The sequence below is a fragment of the Nocardia wallacei genome, from assembly GCF_029869545.1.
Classification (GTDB): domain Bacteria; phylum Actinomycetota; class Actinomycetes; order Mycobacteriales; family Mycobacteriaceae; genus Nocardia; species Nocardia wallacei_A.
The window spans coordinates 19,822-42,255 of record NZ_JARWQD010000366.1; the positions used below are offsets into that span (position 1 = coordinate 19,822).

At 70.4% G+C, this 22,434-nt stretch carries 14 protein-coding genes; 12 read left to right on the forward strand and 2 right to left on the reverse strand.

Annotation, left to right across the window (positions count from 1 at the left end; all coding sequences use genetic code 11):
- The first annotated feature begins 39 nt into the window (after positions 1-39).
- From QH290_RS33545 to QH290_RS33560, 4 genes are all read left to right on the forward strand, one after another.
- Positions 40-2,493, forward strand: a complete 2,454-nt coding sequence (locus tag QH290_RS33545; protein ID WP_280387307.1) for a GcvT family protein — start codon at positions 40-42, stop codon at positions 2,491-2,493.
- Between the two features lie 4 nt (positions 2,494-2,497).
- Complete coding sequence (gene solA / locus QH290_RS33550) at positions 2,498-3,646, forward strand: N-methyl-L-tryptophan oxidase (protein WP_280269520.1); 1,149 nt, start codon at positions 2,498-2,500, stop codon at positions 3,644-3,646.
- Positions 3,643-4,791, forward strand: a complete 1,149-nt coding sequence (locus tag QH290_RS33555; protein WP_280387309.1) for an aromatic ring-hydroxylating oxygenase subunit alpha — start codon at positions 3,643-3,645, stop codon at positions 4,789-4,791. The genes solA and QH290_RS33555 overlap by 4 nt, the downstream gene beginning before the upstream one ends.
- A 131-nt stretch (positions 4,792-4,922) precedes the next feature.
- On the forward strand, positions 4,923-5,708 hold the full coding sequence (locus QH290_RS33560; protein ID WP_280269518.1) for an IclR family transcriptional regulator: 786 nt from the start codon (positions 4,923-4,925) through the stop codon (positions 5,706-5,708).
- Between the two features lie 55 nt (positions 5,709-5,763).
- On the opposite strand, the gene QH290_RS33565 is transcribed toward QH290_RS33560, so the two are convergent.
- Positions 5,764-6,471, reverse strand: a complete 708-nt coding sequence (locus tag QH290_RS33565; protein WP_280269517.1) for a DUF8020 domain-containing protein — start codon at positions 6,469-6,471, stop codon at positions 5,764-5,766.
- A gap of 457 nt (positions 6,472-6,928) precedes the next feature.
- Here QH290_RS33565 and QH290_RS33570 point away from each other — a divergent pair, with 457 nt between their 5' ends.
- From QH290_RS33570 to QH290_RS33605, 8 genes are all read left to right on the forward strand, one after another.
- The gene (locus QH290_RS33570) at positions 6,929-7,960 is read left to right on the forward strand and encodes an iron chelate uptake ABC transporter family permease subunit (protein ID WP_280387311.1); all 1,032 of its coding nucleotides are present in this window, start codon (positions 6,929-6,931) and stop codon (positions 7,958-7,960) included.
- Positions 7,957-9,006 carry a FecCD family ABC transporter permease gene (locus QH290_RS33575; RefSeq protein ID WP_280269515.1) on the forward strand — a complete coding sequence of 350 codons (1,050 nt, stop codon included), beginning with the start codon at positions 7,957-7,959 and terminating at the stop codon, positions 9,004-9,006. Before QH290_RS33570 ends, QH290_RS33575 begins: the two co-directional genes overlap by 4 nt.
- A 9-nt stretch (positions 9,007-9,015) precedes the next feature.
- The gene (locus QH290_RS33580; RefSeq protein ID WP_280387313.1) at positions 9,016-9,855 is read left to right on the forward strand and encodes an ABC transporter ATP-binding protein; all 840 of its coding nucleotides are present in this window, start codon (positions 9,016-9,018) and stop codon (positions 9,853-9,855) included.
- Between the two features lie 124 nt (positions 9,856-9,979).
- The gene (locus tag QH290_RS33585; protein WP_280387315.1) at positions 9,980-17,146 is read left to right on the forward strand and encodes a non-ribosomal peptide synthetase; all 7,167 of its coding nucleotides are present in this window, start codon (positions 9,980-9,982) and stop codon (positions 17,144-17,146) included.
- A 36-nt stretch (positions 17,147-17,182) separates the two neighbouring features.
- The gene (locus QH290_RS33590) at positions 17,183-18,175 is read left to right on the forward strand and encodes an ABC transporter substrate-binding protein (protein ID WP_280269924.1); all 993 of its coding nucleotides are present in this window, start codon (positions 17,183-17,185) and stop codon (positions 18,173-18,175) included.
- Positions 18,172-19,401 carry an enterobactin transporter EntS gene (gene entS, locus QH290_RS33595; protein ID WP_280269925.1) on the forward strand — a complete coding sequence of 410 codons (1,230 nt, stop codon included), beginning with the start codon at positions 18,172-18,174 and terminating at the stop codon, positions 19,399-19,401. Before QH290_RS33590 ends, entS begins: the two co-directional genes overlap by 4 nt.
- Complete coding sequence (locus QH290_RS33600; protein WP_280269926.1) at positions 19,398-20,237, forward strand: siderophore-interacting protein; 840 nt, start codon at positions 19,398-19,400, stop codon at positions 20,235-20,237. Before entS ends, QH290_RS33600 begins: the two co-directional genes overlap by 4 nt.
- A 1-nt stretch (position 20,238) precedes the next feature.
- Positions 20,239-20,478, forward strand: coding sequence for a phosphopantetheine-binding protein (locus QH290_RS33605; protein WP_280387317.1), 240 nt, complete (start codon positions 20,239-20,241; stop codon positions 20,476-20,478).
- A 38-nt stretch (positions 20,479-20,516) separates the two neighbouring features.
- On the opposite strand, the gene QH290_RS33610 is transcribed toward QH290_RS33605, so the two are convergent.
- Positions 20,517-22,163: a (2,3-dihydroxybenzoyl)adenylate synthase gene (locus tag QH290_RS33610; RefSeq protein WP_280387319.1), complete on the reverse strand. Its 1,647-nt coding sequence runs from the start codon at positions 22,161-22,163 to the stop codon at positions 20,517-20,519.
- Positions 22,164-22,434: the final 271 nt, after the last annotated feature.

The window sequence follows — 22,434 nt, forward strand, 5'->3', positions numbered from 1 at the left end:
TCGAAGTGGTTGCGTCAAGAGCAACATCGGAGGGATGCCGTGGCTCATCCGACCATCATCGTCATCGGCGCCGGAATCGTCGGCACCGCACTGGCCGACGAGATCACCGCGCGCGGCTGGACCGATGTCACCGTGCTCGATCGGGGGCCGCTGTTCGCGACCGGCGGATCCACTTCGCACGCACCGGGTTTGGTGTTCCGCACGAATCCGTCGAAGACCATGACCGAGCTCGCGTGCTACACCGCCGAGAAGTTCCGGGCGCTCGAGCATCCGGACGGCTGGGTGTTCGACCCGGTCGGCGGGCTCGAGGTCGCCACCACGCCGCAGCGCTGGCGGGACCTGCATCGCAAGGCGGGGTGGGCGCAATCGTGGGGAGTCGAGGGGCGGCTGCTCGATCCGGCCGAGTGCGCGGCCCTGCATCCGCTGCTCGACCCCGGCCGGATTCTCGGCGGGTTCCACACTCCCGCAGACGGTTTGGCGAAATCGCTGCGCGCCGCGGAGGCCCAGGCCCGCGCCGCCATGGCGCGCGGGGCGCGGTTCCGCCCGCACACGCAGGTGCTCGGCATCGTGCAGCGCGGCGGCCGGGTGGCCGGGGTGGAGACGGCCGAGGGCGTCATCGCCGCGGACATCGTCGTGTGCGCGGCGGGATTCTGGGGTGCCGCCGTCGCGAAGCAGGTCGACCTCGTGCTGCCGCTGCTGCCGATGGCGCACCAGTACGCCAGGACCGCCCCGCTCGCGGCGCTGGCGGGCCGCAATACCGAACACCGCGAGGCGGGCCTGCCGATTCTGCGGCACCAGGACCGGGACCTGTACTTCCGCGAGCACGTCGACCGGCTGGGCATCGGCTACTACGGGCACACGCCGATGCCGGTCGATATGTCGACGCTGGCCGCCGACACGGCCGGCGAGCCGATGCCGTCGATGCTGCCGTTCACCGATGCCGACTTCGCGCCCGCGTGGCAGGAGTCCGTGACTCTGCTTCCGGCGCTGGGAGATTCGAAGGTGGAGGAGGGGTTCAACGGCATCTTCTCCTTCACCCCCGACGGCTTCTCGATCGTCGGTGAGCACCGGGATCTGGCCGGGTTCTGGGTCGCCGAGGCCGTGTGGGTCACGCATTCGGCCGGGGTCGCGAGGGCGACCGCGGAGTGGATCGTGCACGGTGCACCGGGGATCGACATGCACGAGTGCGATCTGTACCGGTTCGAGGAGGTCGCCCGCAGCGACCTGTTCGTCCGGGAGACGAGCACGCAGGCGTTCGTCGAGGTCTACGACATCATCCATCCGCATCAGTACCGCACCGCGCTGCGCGGGCTGCGGACCGGTCCTTTCCACGCCCGCCAGCGCGATCTGGGCGCCTACTTCTTCGAGGCCGGGGGCTGGGAGCGTCCCGCCTGGTTCGACGCCAATGCCGGTCTGGCACACCGGCTTCGGGAGCAGGGCGTGCCGTTCCCCGACCGCGACGACTGGGCGGGCAGGTTCTGGTCGCCGATCTCCATCGCCGAGGCGTACCGGACCCGGCAGCGGGTGGCGATGTACGACATGACGCCGCTGACCCGCTACGAGGTCGCCGGTCCCGGTGCGCTCGATCTGCTGCAGCGGCTGACCACGAACAATCTGGACAAGAGCGTCGGCTCGGTCACCTACACCCTGCTGCTCGACGAAACCGGCGGCATCCGCAGCGATCTCACCGTCGCCCGGCTGGGTCCCGAGCACTTCCAGGTGGGCGCCAACGGGCCGTTGGACTTCGACTGGTTCACCAGGCACCTCGGCACCGCCGGACAGGTGACGCTGCGCGATATCACCGGCGGCACCTGCTGCCTCGGCGTGTGGGGCCCGCTGGCGCGAGATCTGGTGCAGCCCTTGTGTTCCGACGACCTCTCGCACGGCGCGTTCAAGTTCTTCCGCGCGCTGCGGACCCATCTGGGCGCCCTGCCCGTCACCATGCTGCGTGTCTCCTATGTCGGCGAACTCGGCTGGGAGATCTACACCAGCGCCGAATACGGTGGCGCGCTGTGGGATCTGCTGTGGGAGGCGGGCCGGGAGCACGGGGTGATCGCGGCGGGCCGCATCGCGTTCAACAGCCTGCGCATCGAGAAGGGCTATCGCGGCTGGGGCACCGATATGACCACCGAGCACACTCCGGAGGCCGCGGGTCTCGGCTTCGCGGTGCGCATGGGCAAGGGTGAGTTCGTCGGACGGAGCGCCTTGGAGCGTGCGCGGCCACCGGAAAAGCTGTTGCGCAGCATAGTCTTCGACAGTCCGACGGCGATCGTGCTCGGCAAGGAGCCGGTCTTCGTGGACGGAGTGTGCGCGGGCTACGTCACCAGCGCCGGGTACTCGGCCACCGTCGGCCGCTGCCTCGCCTACGCCTGGCTGCCCGCCGCCGTCGGCCCCGGCGACACCGTCGAGGCCGAATACCTCGGCGCGCGTCTGGCCGCCACCGTGCACAGCGAACCGGTGGTGGACCCCGAGATGTCCCGGATCAGGAGGTAGTGGGATGGCCACGGCGGCAAGCGGATACGACGTCATCGTGATAGGACTCGGCGGTATGGGCAGCGCCGCCGCCTACCATCTGGCCGCCCGCGGACAGCGGGTGCTCGGGTTGGAGAAATACACGGCCGGGCATGCGCGAGGGTCCAGCCACGGGGGATCGCGGATCATCCGGCAGTCCTATTTCGAGGATCCCGCGTACGTGCCCCTACTGCTGCGCAGTTACGAACTCTGGGAGCAGCTGGCCGCCGACTCCGAACGGGAGGTCTACCGGCTGACCGGCGGCCTGTACCTCGGACCGCCCGAGTGCCCGACCGTGGCGGGCAGCGTGCGCGCCGCGCTCGAATGGTCGCTGCCGCACGAGCTTCTGGACGCGGCCGAGGTGCGGCGCCGGTTCCCGAACTTCACTCCCGCACCGTCCGATATCGCGATCTACGAACCCAACGGCGGCTTCGCCCGGCCGGAGGAGACCGTGCAGGCGCACATCGGCCTGGCACTGCGCTCGGGGGCGACCCTGTCGTTCGGCGAGGCGGTACTCGACTGGGCGGAAACCGATTCCGGCGTCGCCGTCACCACCGCCCGTGCCACCTACCGCGCCGATCAGCTGATCGTCTGCCCGGGCGCCTGGGCACCGGAACTGCTGGCGCAGTTCGGCATTCCGATCACCGTCGAACGCCAGGTGCAGTACTGGCTCGAGCCCTCCGGCGGGACGGCGCCTTTCGAGGAGCAGCCGGTCTACATCTGCGAAAACGACTCCGGTATGCAGATATACGGCTTCCCGGCCATCGACGGGCCGTCCGGCGGGGTCAAGACGGCGTTCTTCCGCAAGGGCATCGCGTGCACGCCCGACACCATCGACCGGGTCGTGCATCCGCAGGAGATCCGGGAAATGCGCGAGCGCGTCACACAATTGCTGCCCGGCCTCGACGGCCCGGCCGTGCACACCGCGACCTGCATGTACGCCAACACCCCCGATCACCATTTCGTCGTCGCCCGCCATCCGGACCGCGCCCGCGTCACCATCGCGTGCGGATTCTCCGGCCACGGCTTCAAATTCGTGCCGGTCATCGGGGAGATCCTCGCCGACCTGGCCATCGGCGAGCAGACCCGTCATCCGATCGCACTGTTCGACCCGCAGAGGCTGGTGACCGCATGACGACCATGGATACGCCGCCCGCCACCGGTCCGGCGCTGCTCGCGACGCTCGGCGGCCGCTGGTACGTCGACGAGGAGATCTTCGCGGCCGAGCAGGATCTCATCCTCGAACGTCTGTGGTTCTGCGCCGTCCGCTCGGCGGACCTGGGGGCACCGGGCCGGTTCCGGCGCGTGCAGGTCGGCCGGGAGAGTGTGCTCGTGGTGCGCGGCCGCGACGGCGCGTTGCGCGCATTCCTCAATATCTGCCGCCACCGCGGCGCGATGCTGTGCACGCGGGACGCGGGGCAGGTACGCCGGAATCTGCAGTGCCCGTACCACGCCTGGACCTACGGGCTCGACGGGACGTTGATCGCCGCGCCGAACATGTCCTCGTTCGAGGACGGAGCGGGCATCGACCGGACGGCCTACGGCCTGGTACCCGTCGCGCTGCGCGAGTGGCTCGGATACGCGTGGGTCTGCCTCGCCGACGAGCCGCCCTCGTTCGAGGCCGAGGTGATGGGCGCGGTCACCGCGCGGCTCGGCGATCCGGCCGCGGTCGAAGCCTACGGAATCGACACCCTCGAGCTGGGCCACCGGGTGGTCTACGACGTCGCGGCGAACTGGAAGCTCATCGTGGAGAACTTCATGGAGTGCTACCACTGCGCGACCATCCACCCCGAACTCACCGAGGTGCTGCCGGAGTTCGCGCAGGGGCTGGCCGCGCAGGTATTCGTCGGTCACGGCGCCGAATTCGGCAGCGAGATAGCGGGATTCACCGTCGACGGCTCGCCGGGCTTCGACCGGCTGCCCGGCATCGGCAGCGACCAGGACCGCCGGTACTTCGCCGTCACCGTCCGGCCGACGGTCTTCGTCAACCTGGTCCCCGACCACATCATCTTCCACCGCATGTACCCGATGGCGGTCGATCGCACGGTCGTGGAATGCGATTGGCTCTACACCGGCGACGTGGTGGCGCAGGGGCGCGACACGTCCCGCTCGGTCGAGCTGTTCCATCGGGTGAACGAGCAGGACTTCGCGGCCTGTGAGCGAACGCAGCCCGCCATGTCGTCGCGGGCCTACCGGCGCGGCGGGGTGCTCGTCCCCGCCGAACACCACATCGCGGAGTTTCACGAATGGGTGCGCGAGCGCGTCGGCGACGTGGGGTGACGGGCGCGGCACCGGCCTGCCGTAACAGCCATGCCGGACAGGCGCTTCGGTCGCAGCGGCAGGAACGCAACCGGCGCCGCGGTCGGCCGCGCCCAGGCAACGGGCCCGTATCCGACTACAATGGCCCTGTCATGGCAAAACAGGATGAGGGCGACAGCGGGCGGGTTGCTGCGGTGCAATCCGTCGACCGCGCGCTGCTCGTCATGGAGATCATCGCCAAGCTCGGCCAGGCCGGTGTCACGGAGATCGCCAGCGAACTCGGCGTGCACAAATCTACCGTCTCCCGGTTGATCACGGTGCTGGAATCACGGGGATACGTCGAGCAGCTGAGCGACCGCGGCAAGTATCGGCTCGGCTTCTCCATCGTCCGGCTGGCCGGGTCCACCAGCGCACAGCTCGACCTCGTCGGGCAGAGCCAGGGCACCTGCAACATGCTGGCGGCCGAATCCGGCGAGACGACGACCATGGCCGTGCTGGACGGCAATCGGATCATCAATATCGTCGAGGCCATGGGCACCGGCTCGGTCGCCCTGCGGACCTGGGTCGGCCGCAGTTGCCCGGCGCATGCCACCTCGAGCGGCAAGGCGCTGCTGGCCGCCCTCGAAACCACCGAGGTGCGTAAGCGTTTCGGCGGCAAGCTCGAGACCTACACCGACAACACGCTGGCCAGCGTCGCCGATCTCACCGCACAGCTGGACGAGGTCCGCGCGAACGGCTGGGCCAGTGTGTGCGAGGAACTCGAGATCGGGCTGAACGCGGTCGGCGCGCCGGTGCGCGACCACACCGGTTCGGTCGTTGCGGCGCTGAGTGTTTCGGGCCCGTCCTACCGGCTGGGCCCGGACCGCTTCGCGGAGGTGGCGCAGCTGGTCGCGGTCGGCGCGGCGGGCATCAGCCGCCGGATGGGCTATCGGGGCTGACGGCCGAACGGCGTGAGACCTGTCGAGTTCGGTCCCACGCCGTTCGGATATCGCGTTATTTGGCCGGTGCGGGTGGCATCGGCTGGTTGATGGTGGTGAAGTACTGGGCCGCGGCCATGATGGCGACGGGTGCGGTGACCAGGATTTGTCCGGCGAGGGTGCCGAGGGCGCCGATGGCGATGATGCCGCCGAGGCAGCCGACGGCGGCGGCGGGGATGAAGGGGCCGAACATGCCGACGATGGTGGCGGCGGCGACGGTGGCCCCGGCGATGCCGCCGAGGATGCAGCCGACGGCGCCGCCGCCGATGCCGCCGACGAGGGTGCCGATGGAGGCGCCGAGGGCGATGGTGGCGGTCATGCGGCTCCAGGCGTCTTTTTCGCGGTCGTAGGGTGTTTTCCAGGGGGCGGTGTCTTCGAATGGCAGTGCGACGGGTTTGTATACCGCGTGGGCGAGGTCGAACTGTGGGGTGAGGGTGGCGGTGCGGCCGGTGATGTCGGCGGCGATCGGGAACACGAAATCATCGACGCGGAAGCCGAGTTCGGTCCCGGCCACGGTGGCTCCGTTGGCCGCCTTGATCTTGAACACCCCATTCTCGACGGCCATCGACCCGGAATCGGTCTTGATGATCGTCGACTTCTCGGTGGTGTCGGCGGTGTAGTTGACCGGTGCCACCGCGGCCGGGCTCGCCTGTGCCGTACCGGTGGCGGTGCCCAGGACGGCGCCGACGGTCACGGTCGCCAAGGCTAACTTGGTGAATTTCAAAGTCGGTGAACCTTTCTCGGTCTCTCTCGTTGCGACACGGGATGCCGCAGGGCACGAGTGAATGCCCGGCAGTCGGCGAAATCGACTGTCGGTTAAGGAAAAGAAGGGTTTCCGACCGGTCAGGTCACATGTGACAGGCTGTTCATCGTTTCCCTCATCATCGTGTAACTCCTTGCAGCGCTGTCCGTTTCGAGCCTCGATGACGGTCCTCGTACCGCCGCCGAAGCTGTGTGCCGGCTCAGGGGTACCTGAGTGCCGACTGTGAATCGGACAAGCGACACAGTAAGGTAGGCAAGCCTTAGCTATCAAGGGCTAGGTTAGGCTAACCTAGTCTGAAAAGACGGTCATTGCGACCCGGTATAACCGCTTGACCTGCACGAACCTGTTGGGGAGAACGCCAGATGGAAAACTCGAAATTGCCCTCCGGGTGTGAGCAGGATGGTTGCTGTGGTGGCCGATGGGCGTCCTAGCGGTCGACCGCACGCCGTCGTTCACTCCCGCCCGCCGCTGGCCCGGCTGGTTCCTGGCGGTGTCGGTGCTGGCGGGCGTGTGCGTCGTCAGCCTCCTGGTCGGCGCGAAAGCCATTCCCGTATCGGATGTTTGGGCCGCGCTGACGGGTAGCGACGGGTCCGCCGACGGACTGATCGTCACCGGTTACCGGGTGCCGCGCACCCTGCTCGGCCTGCTGGCGGGCATCGCGCTCGGGGTCGCGGGGTGCCTGATGCAGGGGCTGACCCGCAACCCGCTGGCCGATCCCGGCCTGCTCGGCATCAACGCCGGGGCCGCGTTCGCGATCACGATCGCGGTCGCCTTCCTCGGCGTGTCGGGCATCACGTCCTATGTGTGGTTCGGATTCGCCGGGGCGGCGGCGGTGTCGGTGGTGGTCTATCGGCTGGGCACGGCGGGACGGCAGGGCGCCGATCCCATCCGGCTGACGCTGGCCGGGGTTGCCGTGACCGCCGTGCTGTCGGGGCTGACCAAGGGCATGATCCTGTTGAACGCCAAGGCGTTCGACGAGATGCGGCAGTGGGATTCCGGATCGCTGACCGACCGCGGCTACGACATCATCGCCGGGGCCGCGCCGTTCATCGCCGTCGGCGTGGTGGCCGCCGTGATCGCCGCGCGTTCGCTCAACGCCGTCGCGCTCGGCGAGGACCTCGCGCATGCCCTGGGTGTCCGGGTCGGGCGCACGCGGCTGCTCACCGCGGGCGCGCTGACGCTGCTGTGCGGCACGGCGACCGCCGCGGTGGGCCCGATCGCCTTCGTCGGCCTGGCCGTGCCGCACATCGCCCGCTGGATCGTCGGGCCGGACCAGCGGTGGATCGTCGCGTATTCGATGCTGCTGGCCCCGATCCTGGTGCTGGCGGCGGATGTGCTGGGCCGCATAGTGATTCGGCCGGACGAGGTACCGGCTGGACTGGTGGCCGCATTCCTCGGCGCCCCGGCGCTGATCTGGCTGGCCCGGCGGCCGACGGTGAGCGCGACATGACCGCCCGCGTCGATTTCGGCCGCCGGATGCTGGTGCTTCGCGCCCCGCGTCTGACCGCGCGGGTGGGTGTGCGCGGCGTGGTCGTGTGCGTGATCCTCGTGGCGGCGGCGCTGGCCGTCGCCGTGCTGGCCCTCGGCACCGGCGACTACGCGATACCGCCGGATCGGGTGTTGCGGGCGCTGTTCGTCGGCAGCGACAGGTTCGACCGGCTCGTCGTGTGGGAGTGGCGGTTCCCCCGCGTCGTGCTGGCGCTGGCGCTCGGCGCCGCGCTCGGCGTGAGCGGCGCGATCCTGCAGTCGGTGACGCGAAATCCGTTGGGCAGTCCCGATATCGTCGGCTTCACCACCGGCGCCTACACCGGCGCCCTGATCGTGATCCTGGCGCTGGGTGGCGGGGAGTTCCCGACGGCCGCCGGTGCGCTGATCGGCGGCCTGGCCACGGCGCTGGTGATCCAGGTGCTGGCGTTGCGGCACAACGTGACCGGCTTCCGGCTGATCATCGTCGGCATCGGCGTCAGCGCCATGCTGGCCTCGGTCAACACCTGGCTGATCCTGCGCGCGGACCTGGACGCGGCGATGTCGGCGGCCGCGTGGGGCCTCGGATCGCTGAACGGGGTGTCGTGGTCGCAGGTCGGGCCCGTGCTGATCATCCTGGCCGGGCTGGCCGTCGCGCTGATTCCGGCCGCGCCGCGGTTGCAGATCCTGGAACTGGGCGACGATCTGGCGCGGTCGTTCGGCGTCCGGGCCGGGCGGGCGCGGCTGCTGCTGGTCGTGCTGAGCGTCGCGCTGACCGCGGTGGCCGCCGCGGTCGCGGGCCCGATCGCCTTCGTGGCGCTGGCCGCCCCGCAGTTGGGGCGCCGGTTGGCCCGCGCGCCCGCCATCCCGCTGCTACCGGCCGCGGCCATGGGGGCGCTGCTGCTGGTCGTGAGCGACTGGGTTGCCCAGCGGGTCTTCGCGCCCACGACCCTGCCGGTCGGTGTCGTCACCGTATCGATCGGCGGGATGTACCTGGCGTACCTGCTGGTGGCCGAGGCTCGACGGAACTAGGGATAGACGATGAACGAAAAGCACGGTCCCGCAGGCGAATCCGGATCGGGGGCGGCCCGGCTGCGGGCCGATCGGGTGCGGCTGGGCTACCGGGGGCGCACCATCAGCGACCAACTCTCCGTGGACATTCCGGACGGCGCGTTCACCGTGATCATCGGCCCGAACGCCTGCGGCAAGTCCACGCTGCTGCGGGCGCTCGCGCGGTTGCTGACACCGGAATCCGGTGCGGTGCTGCTGGACGGGAAGTCGATCACCGCGTATCCGCCGAAGGAGGTGGCCCGGCGCGTCGGGCTGCTCCCGCAGACCTCCACGGCGCCGGACGGGATCCGGGTCGCCGACCTGGTGGCGCGCGGTCGCTATCCGCACCAGTCACTCCTGCGTCAGTGGTCACGGGCCGACGAGCACGCGGTGGCCGCGGCGATGGCCGCCACGGGCGTGACGGAGCTGTCCGCCCGCGCGGTCGGTGAACTGTCCGGCGGGCAGCGCCAGCGGGTGTGGATCGCCATGGTTCTCGCGCAGGACACGCCGGTGATCCTGCTCGACGAACCCACCACCTACCTCGATATCGCCCATCAGATCCAGTTGCTCGATCTGTGCCGGTCGCTGCAGCGGGATTCGGGCCGCACCGTGGTCGCGGTGCTGCACGACCTGAACCACGCGTTCCGGTACGCCGATCACCTGATCGCCATGAAGGACGGCCGGGTGGTCGCGGCCGGTGCGCCGCGGGAGATCGTGACCGCCGAACTCGTGCGGGAGGTCTTCGATCTCGGGTGCCGCATCGTCGACGATCCGGAAACCGGTGCGCCACTGGTGGTTCCGCTGGCCGAGAACGCCGTGCGGGTGCTGTGACGTGGGCGAACGGACGAAGGTTACCCACTCTAAGCAAGGTTAGGCTAACCTATTCCGCTATGTCGGTTTCCCGTCGTTGGGAAAGCGTCCGCAGGTGAATGTTGTATGGGTGAAGGGAGTTGCCGTGTCGCGGGCCGAACAGGACTCGAGCGCCGACCATCCCGGGTTGCCGTTGACCGGGCCGCAGCTGGGCATCTGGAACGCCCAGCGGTTCGACCCCGAATCGGGGCGCTACCTGGTCGGTGAGGTTCTCGAGATCTCCGGCGACGACCCGATCGACGTCGCCCTGCTCGCCGAGGCCATTCGCCGCACCGTGGGCGAGGCCGAGAACATGCGGCTGCGGATCTACGAAACAGCCGAGGGGCCAAGGCAATTCGTCGCCGATGCGGTGGCGGAGCTGCGCCCGACGATCGACCTGCGCGCGGCCGCGGATCCGGTGGCGCTGGCGCACGAGGCCGTGGCGCTGGAGCGGCAGCGCGCCGCGGAGCACTGCCGCGGCATGGTCGATCGGCAGCTGTACAGCTACACGCTGATCAGGGTCGCCGATACCGAGGTGTGGTGTGTGCAGCTGTACCACCACCTGATCGTCGACGGCTACAGTGCCGCGCTGCTGTCGCGCCGGGTCGCCGCCCACTACACCGCCCTTCGTCGCGAAATCCCGGCGCCCGCACCGACTTTCGGGACGATCGCGGAGTTGGTCGCCGAGGAGCGCGACTATCGTGCCGGTGCGCGGTTCGAACAGGACCGGCTGTTCTGGCGGGAACAACTGACGCCCTGGCCGGATCTCGACGGCCGCGGCAAGCACCTGGGCGGTGCGGTGGAGCGGACGATTCGCGCCGAGGCGGTGCTGCCCGCCGAGGCCGCCACCGGGCTGCGCGAATGTGCCGACCGCTACGGCATCACCTGGGCGGATGTGCTGGTGGCGGGGTATGCCGCGTATCTGCACCGGCAGCTCGGCACCTCAGATGTGGTGCTCTCGATGCTGCTCATGGGCCGGGTCGGCCGGGCGGCGCTGACGACCCCGGCGATGGCGGTGAACGTGCTGCCGCTGCGGGTGCGGGTCCGCGCCGACGATCGGATCGGGGAACTCGGGCCGCGGGTCGCCGCGGCGCTACGCGACATCCGGGCGCATCAGCGTTACAGCGGTGACGATCTCGCGCGGGACTTCCACGGCTACGGCGCGGGCGAGCTACTGCACGGCGTCGGCGTCAACCTCAAGGTCTTCGACTTCTCCCTGGATTTCGACGGCGCCCGCGGCATCCTGCGCAATGTGGCCGGCGGACCGCCCGAGGATCTGGGCCTGACCGTGACGCCGCAGACCGACGGCACGATCCTGCTCGGCTTCGAATCCGATGCGCGAACCAACGATCCGGAGGTCGTGCACAGGCGGATCGCGGGCCTGGTCCGAGCGATCGAGTCCTTCACCGGTACGGACAAGCTCCCGGTCGGCGCCCTCGAACTGATCGACCGCACCGAACAACAGGGCTTGCAGGCCGCCAGATCCGCCCCGGGGCGTGCGGATTCGGGGGAGCTGGTGCCCGAGGCATGGGACCGGCTCGTGGTCGAGCGTCCCGGCGCGATCGTGCTGGCGGTGGACGGGGTGGAGTGGACGGCGGCCGAATTCGGTTGCCGGGTCGATGGTCTCGCGCGATACCTGCGCGGCAGGGGAGTGGGGCCGGAGACGATCGTCGGCGTCGCCTTGCCGCGCACCGCGGAGTTCGTGGTGTCGTTGTTCGCCGTCTGGCGGGCGGGCGGAGTCTTCCTGCCGCTGGACCCGGAACATCCCGCGCCGCGCCTGCGCGCGACGATCGAAGACGCGGCGCCCGCCCTGGTCCTCACCGACGCCGCCCTGGCCGGGGAGTTGGTAGGCGGAACCGCTTCCGCCGCCACGTCGGTTACTCGCCTTGTCGTGGTCGATGGTGCGGAGTATCGGGCCGAGTTGTCTCGGCAGTCCGGGGCTCCCATGACGGCGGCGGAACTCGGGGGCCCGGTTCGGCCCGGGCATGCCGCTTATCTGATCTATACCTCGGGGTCGACGGGGCGGCCCAAGGGTGTGCAGGTGGAGCATGGTGCGCTGGCGCGGTTGCTGGCCGTGCATCGGTCTGGGGTCTTCGCCGAGACCGTGGCGCGGGCGGGGAATCGGCCTGTGGCCGTGGCACATACGACGTCGTTCGCGTTCGACGCCGCGCTGGATCCGCTGCTGTGGATGCTGGACGGGAACCGGATTCACGTGTACGACAGCGAGATTCGGCGCGATCCCGCCGCCCTGGTGGCGGCGTTCGAGCGCGACGGAATCGATGTGGTGGACGGCACGCCCGGCCTGGTCGCGGCGCTGATGGATCACGGACTGGCCGACGTCGCGCCGCGGCTGCTGGTGCTCGGCGGGGATGCCTGTCCGCCGGGCCTGTGGCAGGACATCCAGCGTGCCGGGCTGACGGCGGTCAACATGTACGGGCCGACGGAGTCGACCGTCGATGCCATCCGCGCGTGGGTGTCGGGGGCGACTCCGCACATCGGATATCCGCTGCCCGGAACTCGGGTTTACCTGCTGGACAACGGATTACAGGTCGTCGGCGACGATCGGGTCGGGGAACTGTATCTGGCGGGGCCGCAACTCGCCCGCGGGTATCTCGGGCGGGCGGCGGCCACCGCCGAACGGTTCGTCCCCGACCCGTTCGGCCCCGCGGGGGCGCGCATGTATCGCACGGGGGACCGGGCACGCTGGGTACCCGGGAGCGGCTACGAATACGCGGGACGCGCCGATGCCCAGGTGAAGATTCGCGGACACCGGGTCGAACTCGGCGAGGTGGAGGCCGCGCTCGGCGCCCTGCCGGAGGTGCGGGCGGCGGGCGCCGACACACGCGAGATCGCGGGCCGCCCAACGCTGATCGGCTACGCGGTACCGGCCGGTGATCCCGCGGCATGGGACTCCACGCGATTACGCGACCGCCTCGCGAGCGTGGTGCCCGACCACCTGGTGCCGTCGCGCATCGTCGTGGTCGACGAACTCCCGCGCACCGTCAACGGCAAACTCGACCGCGCCGCACTGCCCGACCCGCCGTCCGACGGCGGCGGGCGGGCACCGTCCACCCCGGCCGAACACGCGCTCCGCGAAATCGTCGCCGCGGCACTCGCCGACGACGCGGTGAGCATCGACGACGACTTCTTCGCCGCTGGTGGCGACAGCATCACCGCCATCACCGTCAGCAGCCGCCTCCGCGACCGCGGCCTGATCCTGTCCCCCCGACAACTGCTCACCCGCCGCACCCTCGCCGACCTGGCCACCCTCGCCGAACCCACCCCCGGCAACGACGCCTCTCCCGGCGAGGGCCTCGGCAACGCCTCTCCCGGCAACAGGTCTGGCGATGGCCGGGCGGGCGGTGGCGGGAACGGCGCGGGGCTGTCCGGCGCGTTGCCGCCCGGGGTCATGGAGGCGCTGACCGGGCAGTATGGCCCTATTGCCGATGTGCTCCCGCTGTCGCCGTTGCAGGAGGGCCTGCTTTTCCACGCGCTGCGCGATGGCGCCGATGACGTCTACACCATGACGGCGCGTTTCGAGCTCGGCGGTGCCGTCGATCCGGATCGCCTGGCGGCCGCGTTCCGGCGCATGCTGGCCCGGCATCCGAACCTCGGTGCGGCGTTCAGTTACGAACGGTTCGATCAACCCGTCCAGATCGTGCCTCGCATGCCCGAAACATCCTGGCGCGTAGAGGATTTGCGCGGACTTCCCGTCGGCGACATCGACACCGCGGCCCGGGAGCTCGAGCTGCGCGAAGGCGCCGAGCCCTTCGATATCGCCCGTCCACCGCTGGTGCGCGCCTTGCTGATCCGTCTCACCGATTCCTCGCAGCGCCTGGTGCTCACGGCACATCACCTGCTCGCGGACGGCTGGTCGATCCCGATCATGCTGCGCGAGACGCTCGCGCTGTACCACGGCGACGACGGCCTGCTGCCCGAACCGGGCTACTACGGCGACTATCTGGCGTGGCTGTCCGCCCGCGACGCGGAGGCGGAGCTGGACCGCTGGCGCACCTACCTGTCCGGCCTCCCGGCACCGACGCTCGTCGGCATCTCGGGCCGCCGATCCCAGGCCGTGAAGATGCGAGTCCCGTTGCCGGACAAAACTTCCGAAGATCTGGAAACCGTCGGTCGACGGTACGGCCTCACCATGAACACCCTCATTCAGGGCGCGTGGGCGCTCACCCTGGCCGCTCATCTCGGCCGCACCGACGTGGTCTTCGGCACGGTCGTCTCCGGCCGCCCCGCGGACCTGCGCGATGTCGAGAAGACGGTGGGACTGTTCAGCAACACGGTCCCGGTCCGGATGCGCCTGGACACCCGCGCGCCGGTGATCGGCCAGCTGACGCAGTTCCAGCAGTCCGCATTCGACATGCAGGCGCACGGCTACCTCGGGCTGGCCACGGTGGAACGGGCCGGGGGACACGGCCGTCTGTTCGATACCCTCGTCGTCTTCGAGAACTTCCCGAAATCCGGTCTGCGGCAGCCCGATTCCCACGATCTTCGGGTGGTGGACGTGGCGGTGCACAGCCTCACCCACTATCCGATCACGGTGACGGCACTGCCCGGCGCACGATTCGAGCTACTGCTGCACCACGATCCGGCCGCGGTGCCGCAAACATCGGCCACGCGGCTCGCGGACACGCTCGCCGCGATACTGACCGCGCTCGTGGCGGATCCCGAGGCCACCGTCGACGAGATCACCGAGACGGCAACGTATCTGGCGACTCGCGGAGACACCCTCGCCACGTGGGGGTCCGGAGACTACGATCCCGAGGCCCCGGCCGTCACCGCCGACGGTGTCACGCTCACCTACCGCGAATTCCACGCTCGAGCCGATCGCCTTGCCCGCTGGCTGATTTCGCGCGGCGTGAGGCCCGAAACCGTCGTCGCGGTCGCCATGCACCGCGGCATCGACCAGGTGATCGCGGCCCATGCGGTGTGCCGATCCGGCGGAGTCCTGCTGCCGGTGGACCCCGGCCAGCCCGCCCAGCGGGTGGACCGCATACTCGAAACGGCCGCTCCGGCACTGGTTCTGGGTATCGCGGCGGACGCGTTCGGCACCGAGCGCGCACCGGTCGTCGCCGTCGACGAACTCGATTTGAGCGCCTTCGCCGCCACCCCGGTCACCGATGCCGAACGAGTCGCCCCGCTGCGCCCCGAGAACTGCGCGTATCTGCTGTTCACCTCCGGATCCACCGGCGTACCCAAAGGGGTGAGCGTCAGCCACGCGGCCATCGTGAACACGTTCGAATGGCTGCAGCGGCAGCACCGCTTCGGGCCGGGCGACACCATGCTGTACCGGACGCCCGCCATCTTCGACGCCTCGCTGCTCGAGGTGTTCCTGCCGTTGCACGTCGGCGCGCGGATCGTCATCGCCCGGCGCAACGGCCACCGCGATCCCTACTACCAGGCCGAGCTGATGCGCAGGGAGCGGGTGACGGCCGCGCAGATGACCTCGTCGCTGCTCGCCGTGCTCGCCGAGGAGGGCGACCTGGCCGGATACGCCGACCTGCGCTGCGTATTCACCGGCGGCGAGCCGCTGCCGCCCGGCACCGCGCACCGCATCAGGGCCCGCACCGGTGCCCGGGTGAACAACCTGTACGGCCCCACCGAGGCCGCGGTGTGCATCACCTACCACGTGACGACCGACAGCGATACCGGCTCGGTGCCGATCGGGCAGCCGCCCCGCGGCGCCGGAGTCCGTGTCCTCGACGAGCGCCTGCGCCCGGTGCCGCCGGGGGTGGTCGGCGAGCTGTATCTGACCGGGGTGCAGCTGGCACGCGGATACTTCGCCCGCCCCGACCTGACCGCCGGAGCGTTCGTCGCCGATCCCGGTGGACGCGGCGAACGGATGTACCGCACCGGCGATCTGGTCAAGTGGGGCTCGCACGGCGAACTGGACTACGTGGGCCGCACCGACAGCCAGGTGAAGCTGCGCGGGCAGCGAATCGAGCTGGGCGACATCGAATCCGCGCTGCTCGCCTGCGACGGCATCGCCCAGGCCGTCGTGCTGCTGCGCGAGGACACCCCCGGCGATCAGTGCCTGGTCGCCTACCTCCTCGCGGGTTCCGGCGCGGTTCCCGACATCGACGCCGTCCGCGCCGACCTCCGTAAAGCTTTGCCCGCCTACATGATTCCCACCGCCTTCATCACGGTCGACGACATCCCCCGCACCCCCAGCGACAAAATCGACCGGAAGGCCCTCCCGGCGCCCTCCCACGCACCCGATACCCACAGTGCCGCACGGGGTCGGGTGGATTCCGGCCACAAGCGCGCCGGAAAATTTGGGGTGGAGGGGGGCGACGTGGTGCATACCATCCGCGCGGCCATGGCTGGTGTGCTGTCGCTGTCCGAAATCGGCGCGGACGACGACTTTTTCGCTGCGGGCGGCCATTCGCTGTCCGCGGTCCGGCTGACCGGCAGGCTGCGGCGCGCGGGCCTGGAGTTGGTCCTCGACGACGTGTTCGAGGCACCCACGGCGCGGGCGCTGGCCGCGCGCGTCGAGCTGCCCGGGCGCGAGACGACACTGTCCGACGGCCTCGCCATGGTGGGGCGCCGATTGGATCCGGTACTGGAGCTGCGGACCGCCGGATCGGCGGAGCCGCTGTTCTGCGTGCATCCGGTCGGCGGCACCGCGTGGCAGTTCGCGCCGCTGGCGCGGCTGCTGCGCGCCGACCGGCCGATCATCGGATTGCAGTTCCCGGCGTTGAGCGGCACCGACATTCGGGCCCGGACGATCGACGACCTCGCCCGCGACTACCTGGAAACCCTGCGCCGCATCCAACCGCGCGGCCCCTACCACCTGCTCGGCTACTCGCTGGGCGGCAACATCGTGCACGCGCTGGCCGCGGCACTGGAGGCCGAAGGGGAGCAGGTCGCCTTCGCGGGACTCGTCGATTCCCATCCGCTGCCGAATCTCGTCGAACGGGCGGGCCGGGCCCTGTCCGACCCCGCCGAACTGGACCACCTGCTCCCCGAACTCCCCAGCGACGCACCGGAACTCGCGGCGGCGATCCGCTCCGCCGCGACCCGGCTGCTCGGCCTGGTCACCGCGTCGGACCCACCGCACTACGGCGGGCCGCTGGCGCTGTACGCCGCGGACCCCGGCACGGATCCGGAGCGCGGCAACGCCCAGATCGGCGGCTGGCGCGCGGCGGGCGCCGACATCGTCGTCCGCCGACTTCCCTACTCGCACTTCGGCATCGTGTCCCCGCCGGGCTGGACCGAGGTCGCCGCGCTGCTCGACGCGCACCCCGCGATCCGCGGCTGAGCGTCCCGCACAACCAGAAAGAAGGATCACCCCGCCATGACCTCCCACCGATCGACGGCCCGCCTGCGCGCCGCCGTCGCCCTGCTGATACTCGCCCTGGCGGCGGTCGCGGGCTGTGGCTCGACCCCGGACGCCGCCTCGTCCTCCGACACCAGGCAGGTGCAGACCGAACGCGGATCCGTTGCCGTGCCATCGGATCCGAAGCGCATCGTCGTGCTCAACGGCGCCCTGGCCGGATACCTCTACGACCTCGGCGCACCGGTGGCCGCCGCGGATGCGCGGGTGCTCGGTATCAACAACTTCACCAGCGACTTCCCGCCCGCCTGGGCCGAGGACGCGAAGCGGCAGGGCACCGCGGCGGTCCCGATCGGCGAGGGCGTCAACCTGGAATTCATTGCGTCCCAACGGCCCGACCTGATCATCGGTGGCGGCCAGGGCTATCCGGCGCAGCAGTCCGCCAACGCCTACGATCAGCTCAGCGCCATCGCGCCGACCGTGCTGGTCCCGGCTGCCACCGTGAACTGGCAGGACCAGCTGCGGCTGATCGCCGACGTGGTGGGCCGCGCCGACAAGGTCGACGCCCTGATCGCCGCGTATCGCGACAAGGTGGCGCAGGTGAAGTCGTCGATCCGGGTCCCGGCGGGTGCGACCGCCTACTTCCAGTCGCGCAAGGATCAGAAGCCGACCCTGATCGTGCCGGATGCCGCGCTGCCGTCGCTGCTGGCGGAGGTCGGGTTCAGCAACGACACCCAGGTGGCGGCGAAGGCGGGCAATCCGGCCCGCGCCGCGGCCGCCGACTGGGTGTCGTTCAGCCCGGAGCTGCTGACCACCGTCGTCGACGCCCCGGTGCTGTTCGTGCTCCCGCTGGAGGGCGGGCGCAGCGGCGCGCAGCTCGCCGAAGACCCCTTGTACGCAAGGCTTCCCGCGTTCCAGGCGCACCGCGTCTTCGACCTCCCGGCCGCCAGCTACCGCCTCGACTACCGCGGTGTCATGAGCACCCTCGACACCCTCGCGGAGCGGTTCCGGTGACAGTGTCCAGTGCACTGCTCGTCGACATCTCCCCGCTGCGGACCAGCCGCGGGTTCCGCTGCGCGTTCGCGGCCCGGCTGGTCTCGGTGCTGGGCATCGGGCTGCTCATGGTGGCGCTACCGGTGCAGATCTACGAGCTGACCGGCTCGTCGGTGCACGTCGCCGCCGTGGCGACGGTGACGGCGGTGGCGCTGTTCGCCGGGAGCCTCGGCGGCGGCGTGCTCGCCGACCGGCACGACCGCCGCGACGTGATCCAATGGTCGCGCACCGCAGCGGGTTTGGGGTTTCTGATCCTGGGTGTCAATGCGCTGCTACCGGATCCGCTGCTGCCCGTGATCTACGTCGCCGCCGTGCTCGACGGCCTGGCGGGCGGGGTGAGCGGAACCACCCTCATGGCACTGGTTCCCGTGCTGGTGGGACGGGATAAGGTGGCCGCCGCCGGAGCGCTGACCGCCCTCACCTCCGACGTCGGCACGATGATCACCCCGGCGCTGGCGGGTGTGCTCATCGCCGAAACCGGTGTCGCCCTGGCGTTTTTCATCGCCGCGGCCGCCACCGCCGCGACCGTGGGGCTGATCCGGGCGATCGGCCCCGCGCCGCCACCGGCCCGCGCCACCGGCCACCCGGTGCGAGAACTGTTCGCGGGCATCGGATTCGCGGTGCGGCACCGCGACATTCGCGCGGTCCTGCTGGTGGGCCTGCTCGCCATGCTGGTGAGCGGCCCGCTGGTGCTGCTGCCCGCCTTCGCCGACGTCGAACTCGGCGCGGGCCCGACGACCCTGGGCCTGCTGTACGCCGCGCCCGGTGCCGGGGCCGTCCTCGGATCGCTGACCAGCGGCTGGATCGGGCGCACCCACCAGCCCGGGCGGGCACTGCTGGTCTCGCTGGCGCTCATGCCGATCGGGGTGATCGTGGCCGGGCTGTGGTCGCACGCCGCCTGGGTCTTCCTGGGCCTGGCCGGGTTCGGCCTGGCCCGGGCGGTGAACATGGTGCTGCGCTACACGGTGCTGCAGCAGCAGGCGCCCGAGGAACTGCGGGGCCGGATGTCGGGACTGCTGATGGTGCAGTCGGTCACCGGCACCGCGGTCGGGTCGATGGTGGCGGGTCTGATGGGTCGATTGTTCGCGCCGGGCGCCGCGCTCGTGGTCTACGGGGTGTCGGTGCTGGTGCTCGGCGGGCTGGTGGCGGTCGCCGCCGGACCGCTGCGAGGAGAGGAGGAGAAGTGACCGATCGTGCCGCCTACGCCGAGCGGATCGCCGATGTGCTGTCCGGCTCGCACGGGGCCAAGGTCGGCTACCCGATCGGCCTGCGGGAGCTCGAGGTGCTCCGCACCGAGCAGGTGGGGGCCGGGCTGCTGCGCATCACGTTCGGCGGACCCGAACTGCACGGGTTCCACAGCTACGTCCCGGATGAGCATGTGCGCCTGATCTTTCCGTGCGAGGACGGGGTGCTCCGATTGCCGGAGCGCGACGGCCTGTCGCTGGAATGGGGCAACCCGCGCCCGGTCTCGCGGGAGTACACGGTGCGCCGCCACAGCGCCGCGGACGGTGAGCTGGATATCGACTTCGCCCTCCATCCCGGCGGCCTGGCCTCCGAATGGGCGCTGGCCGCCACGCCGGGCACCCGGATCCACATCGCCGGGCCTCCCGGTGGGGTGGTGGTGCCCGAGTCGTACGACAAGTACCTGTTCGGCGGCGACATCACCGCGCTCCCGGCCATCGCCCGGTGGCTGGAACGGCTGCCGCGCAACGCCTCCGGCTGGGCGTTCATCGAAGTCGGCACGGCCGCCGAGGAAATCGCGCTGGATCCGCCGCCCGGCATCGAGGTGCGCTGGGTGCACCGCGGCGCCGCGGAACCGGGCACCGGCGACGCCTTCGAGAAGGCGGTGCGCACGGTGGCAGCGCCTGCGGGACAACGGATCTACGTCTGGCTGGCCGGAGAGGCCGGATGGCTGCGCCCGCTGCGCCGCTGGGTGCGCGCCGAACTGGGGGTGGGCCCCAAGGATTCCCTGATCGCCGGGTACTGGAAGCGCGGCGTCGCCGATTTCGACCGAGAGGAATGAGATGACCAGCGAGCAGATCGCGGCGGACCCGCGCCAGCGCGTAATCGACGATGTGGCAGCGGCATTGGGCGTCGGCCCCGGTGAGCTGTCGGCCGACACCAATCTGCTGGATGCCGGGCTGGACTCGGTCCGGATCATGTCCCTGGTGGAGAAGTGGCGCTCCGCGGGCCACGAGCACATCGACTTCCCCACGCTGGCTTCGGATCCCGTGCTCGGATCGTGGCTCGACGTGCTGTCGTGACGGGCGGCGCGGCCGGTGCGGCCGCGCCACCCCGGCGGTCAGCGCGAAGGTGCCCGGTCGGCGAGCAGCCCGCGCAGCTCCCGGCGGCTGGTCTTGCCGACCCCGGTCTCCGGGAAGCTGTCCACGACCACAACGGCGTCGGGCATCTTCCAGGCCGCCACGCCGCGCTCGCGCACGAAGGCGCGCACGGTCGACAGGGTAAGCGCATCCGCCGGATCCCCGGGCTGCACGAAGGCGCAGATGCGCTGTCCGAGAACGGGATCCGGGGTGCCGACGATCACCGCATCGCGGATGCCCGGATGGGCCAGCAGGTGTGCCTCGAGCTCCTCCGCCGACACCTTCTCCCCGCCGCGGTTCACCCAGTCCCCGGCGCGTCCCTGCACGACCAGATTGCCGTCGGGACGCACGCACACGATATCGCCGGTGCGGTACCAGCCGTCGTCGGTGAAGCTACGGGCGTCGGCCTCCGGATTGTCGTAGTAGCCGCGAATCGTGTAGGGGCCGCTGGTGATCAGGTTGCCGTCGGTGCCCGGCGGCACCTCCTCGCCCGCGTCGTCGACCACCCGGAGCCGGTCGTGCTCGGACATGGGACGCCCCTGGGTGGCGACGACCACGTCGATCGGGTCGTCGAGCCGGGTGTAGCAGACCAGGCCCTCGGCCATGCCGAACACCTGCTGCAGCGTCGCTCCCAGTGCGGGGCCGATCCGGCGCGCCAGCTCCTCCGGGCAGCGGGCCCCGCCCACCTGCACCACCCGCAGGCTGGACAGATCCGGGATGTCACCGGCCTCGGCCCGCTCCACCCACAGCCGTGCCAGCGGCGGCACCAGTCCGGTGAGGGTGACGCCGAACCGCTCGATCGCCCGAAATGCCGTGGCGGGAGTCGGATCCGGCGTCAGCGCCACGGTGCCTCCGGCCCACAGCGTGCCCAGGATGCCCGGCGAACTCATCGGAAAGTTGTGCGCCACGGGCAATGTCGCGAGATACACGGTGCCGCTGTCGAGTTCGCAGATCTGGGCGCTGCGCCGCACGCTGTAGAGGTAGTCGTCGTGGGTGCGGGGGATGAGCTTCGGGATGCCGGTGCTGCCGCCGGACAGCTGCAGGAACGCGACATCACCGGCGTCGGTCTCGGGCAGATCGCCCGGCATGTCCCGGAATTCGCCGATATCGCGGGCGCCCTCGGGCAGCGTCTCGTCCCCATCGGTGACGACGAGCAGATGCCGCAGCGAACCGACCTGCCGCCGGATCGAATCCGCCAGTGCCGCATGGTCGAAACGCTGATGCAGGCCGCAGGTGATCATCGCCGTGGCCGCGGACGCTTCGGCGATCGGCGCCAGCTCCGCCTGCCGGTGCGCGGGCAGGCAGAACACCGGCAGCGCCCCGAGCCGGAACAGCGCGAAGATCACCTCCACGAACTCCGCGCGATTGGGCAACTGCACCAGCACCCGGTCGTGCCGGGCGATCCCGAGACGGCGAAGCCCGGTGGCCAGCGCGCGGGAGCGGTGGTCGAGCTCGGCGTAGGTCCAGCGGTGCGTGTCGTCGACGACGGCGATCGCCTCCGGGGTCGCCGCCGCGCGGGCGGTCAGCACGTCGCCGAACGTCTCGCCGGTCCAGCAGCGCGCGGACCGGTACCGTGCGGCGTCGGCCGCGGGCCACGGCGTGAAACCGGGAAGCACGGTCGATGACATTGGGGGCCACCTCTTTCCAAGCGAATCCAGCGGTGGGGGCCCCCCCCGGGGGGGGGGGCCGCCCCAAAAAAATAAATGTTTTGTTAAAATTATTTTATTTAATTTTTTGGTTGTGGGGGGGGGGTTGTGTAAGGCCCCGCCGGCGCGGTTCACACCCCCCCCCGGCCTACCCAAAACTTTAATTTAAATATGTTTCCCCTAACCTCACTAGATTTTGGGGTGCCCCCCCCCCCGGGGCGGCGCGCACCGCTGGATTCGCTTGGAAAGAGGT